The organism is Bacillus sp. JJ1127 (genome assembly GCF_036965845.1).
GTDB lineage: Bacteria > Bacillota > Bacilli > Bacillales > Bacillaceae_G > Bacillus_A.
Map to the genome: position 1 here is coordinate 2,025 of NZ_JBALQK010000049.1, position 3,011 is coordinate 5,035.

Below are 3,011 nucleotides of genomic sequence, written 5' to 3' on the forward strand. Positions count from 1 at the left end.
ATGTAAAAACCTAATATATAACTTTTCTTTTTATATTCATTTGGCAAATTCTCAAACATGGATTTAGATTGCCATTGCTGAAAGTCACTTTGCCCATAATCTTTCGCGAAAATTTCTGTATTATTATCTCGGATATGCCCATTATGAGCCCAAAATATTATTTTTTTATTTGGATAAATAGCATTAGATAGCCATATGATATTTTCTTCCATGATTACATCCCTGATTGAAAACTTATCATCTTCCGTATAATTGGATCGGTATGCTCTTTTTATAAAATCTATTCGATTTTGTAGAGACTTAATTATTAGTTGTTTCATATTTTTTTCTTGTGGATAATTTGCTCCTAAATCATTAGCATGTTCATCCACAAAAACTATGAACTTATTATAATCATTTTCGTATTTCTGAACATCTTCCTCAGTAAGCTTTTTTTCCAAATTAGATAAATTTGAATACATATCTGCCCAACTTGATTCTAACTGTGTGAATTTGTGAGAATCCTCTTGATTATAAGATTCTATCCATTTACTCATAAAGTTACTAAAAGTACTTGAAGTTTGCATATCAAATCCAATAAAAGACAGTGAATTTGTTTCCTTTTTATTAAGAATATAATCAAATAAGGGGGCTGTTTGCTTGTTATTCCAAGGGGTAAGATATAAGGCTTTTTTCATAATTCCATAGGTATTTCCAAATTTATTTGTAGTAAGTTCGGTGGATGCAATAGCGGCATCGCCCATATGACTTTCAAATGCAACAACATCAAAGCCTAAATTTTCATGTAAATATTTTATCAATCTTACTTTTGCTGTGCTATATTCGGCAACGCCATGTGAGCTCTCACCAAGAAAAACATATTGTTTATCCTTTAATACTTCCTTTAAAAATTCCAGGTCATCATAGTTGTTTGATGTTAGTGAGTTCACCTTATGACTGTTACGATTCAACCATGTGCCTTCTGTATCTTTACTCTTTAAATAATAAGCAGCTACAGCAATCAGTATTAAGAGTCCCGTAACTAAAGTGTATTTATATAAGTATTTAATATGTAACACATCCCCATCATATTTTTCGCTTGAAGGAATAAAACCTCATAAGAACGATAAATACATTCTCATGAGGTCTCGTTTTTTAAGTATTATTGATAAGAACGCCCTAATTCATCAATTAATGAACCGACATAAGAAACAGCTTTGCGAATTGGGTCTGGTTTCGACATATCAACTCCAGCATGCTTCATTAGTTCAAGTGGTTCCATCGTTCCACCTGCACGCAGTACATCGAGCCAACGATTAACAGCTGGCTGTCCCTCTTCTTGAATTAATTGGGATACGGCAGTCGATGCAGTTAAGCCAGCAGAATATGTGTATGAATATAAGCCCATATAATAATGAGGTTGACGCATCCACGTTAGGCCTGCTCCTTCATCAATTTCAACCGTGTCGCCCCAGAACTCTGAAAGAACAGCTGTTTTTACTTCTGTTAAAGTTGTTGCAGTGAGGGCCTTCCCATCCTCAGCTAAAGCGTATACTCTACGTTGATATTCTGCCTCAAGTAAATGGGTAACAAAGTTATGATAATAAGTTCCTAGTAGCTGTAAGATAACCCAGCGGCGCATTCTTTTATCTTCATTTGTAGCGAGTAAATGTTGAGCTAGTAGCATTTCATTCATTGTAGACGGTGCTTCAATGAAATACATGGATGGACGAACATTCATTATACGTTGATTTTTATTTGCTAAATAAAAATGCCCAGCATGTCCAAATTCATGTGCCAATGTAAAGCAACCACGCATGTTATCTTGCCATGTAATTAGGATATAAGGATGTGATCCATACGGGCTAGAGCAGAAGGCACCAGTTGATTTTCCAACGTTATCTGCAAGATCTACCCATCTTTCTTTAAAACCTTTTTTCATGATCTCACTGTACTCAGGCCCTAATACTTTTAAAGATTCTAGAATGAGTTTACTAGCTTCCTCGGAAGTGATTGTTGGATTGAAATCTGGGTCTAGTGGTGTTTTTAAGTCACAAAAAAGCATTTGTTCAAGTCCTAACACTTTCTTTTTAAGCTTAGCAAAGCGGCGCATATGAGGTGCCAATTCCTTATAAATAATATCTATTTGATTGTTATACATTTCGAATGTGACTTTTTGTGGATCCAAAAGCATATGAGTAGCAGATTCATACTTACGCAAACGAGCGAGTGTGACTTGTTTTGTCACCTCTGTGGCATATGTAGTAGCAACGGTATTTTTATATTGTTTAAGCGTTGAAACGAAAGATGTATACGCTTTTCTACGAATATCTGTGTTAGGAGAAAATTCATAGCGACTTTCAAATAATGCAAAGGATACTGGTAATTCCGTACCCTGTTCATCCTGAATAGGAGAAAACGCCATATCAGCCAGCTTAGTCATTCCATAAATTTTGTAAGGAGCTCCATGGACTTCACCAAGTGCTGCAAGAACTTCTTCTGTTTCTGGTAAAAGCTTATGTTTTCTCGATTCGAGGATTTCTAGTAGTGATTTCCGGAAAGGTTCAAGCTCTGCTTCTTCCTGAAGGTATTTTTCAATCGTTCCTTCTTCTAATGTGAGAATTTCAGTCGGAATAAAAGATAAAGCTGTATATAATTTCGTGCCCAAGGTAGAAATTTTTGATGAATTTGCCTGAATAATTGGATCTGTTCGATCTGTAGATTCATTTAAGCTTGCGAAGGCCACAAGCTTAATCAATTTCATTAAAAGCTGCTCTTGTAGGAGTAAGCAATCTAATAAAGTTTTTGATCCGGTATGTAATTTCGTTTTAAAGGCATCAACTTTCTTTATTTCTTCTTCTAATTCTTTTCGTGCATTTTCCCAATCTTGATCGGATGCATATAAATCAGTGAGATCCCATGTTAATTCGGTAGAGACTTCTGAACGAGTAAGTCGTTTTTCTATTACATTTTTCATCTTTAATATCCTCCGTATTTTTTATGATATCTAATAACATAATACTAGAAAATTC

2 protein-coding genes are annotated in these 3,011 nt (G+C 34.8%); both read right to left on the minus strand.

The features are described 5' to 3' along the window. Nucleotides 1–1,058, minus strand: a 1,058-nt coding sequence (locus V7183_RS06715) for an erythromycin esterase family protein (protein ID WP_335359023.1), incomplete at its 3' end; no start/stop codon positions are given. A gap of 83 nt (nt 1,059–1,141) precedes the next feature. Next, nucleotides 1,142–2,956: an oligoendopeptidase F gene (gene pepF / locus V7183_RS06720; protein WP_335359024.1), complete on the minus strand. Its 1,815-nt coding sequence runs from the start codon at nt 2,954–2,956 to the stop codon at nt 1,142–1,144. Nucleotides 2,957–3,011: the final 55 nt, after the last annotated feature.

What these genes read in the sequence shown, in the direction of transcription:
- pepF (WP_335359024.1), bottom strand. Translation starts at nt 2,956, where the DNA reads ATGAAAAATGTAATAGAAAAACGACTTACTCGTTCAGAAGTCTCTACC.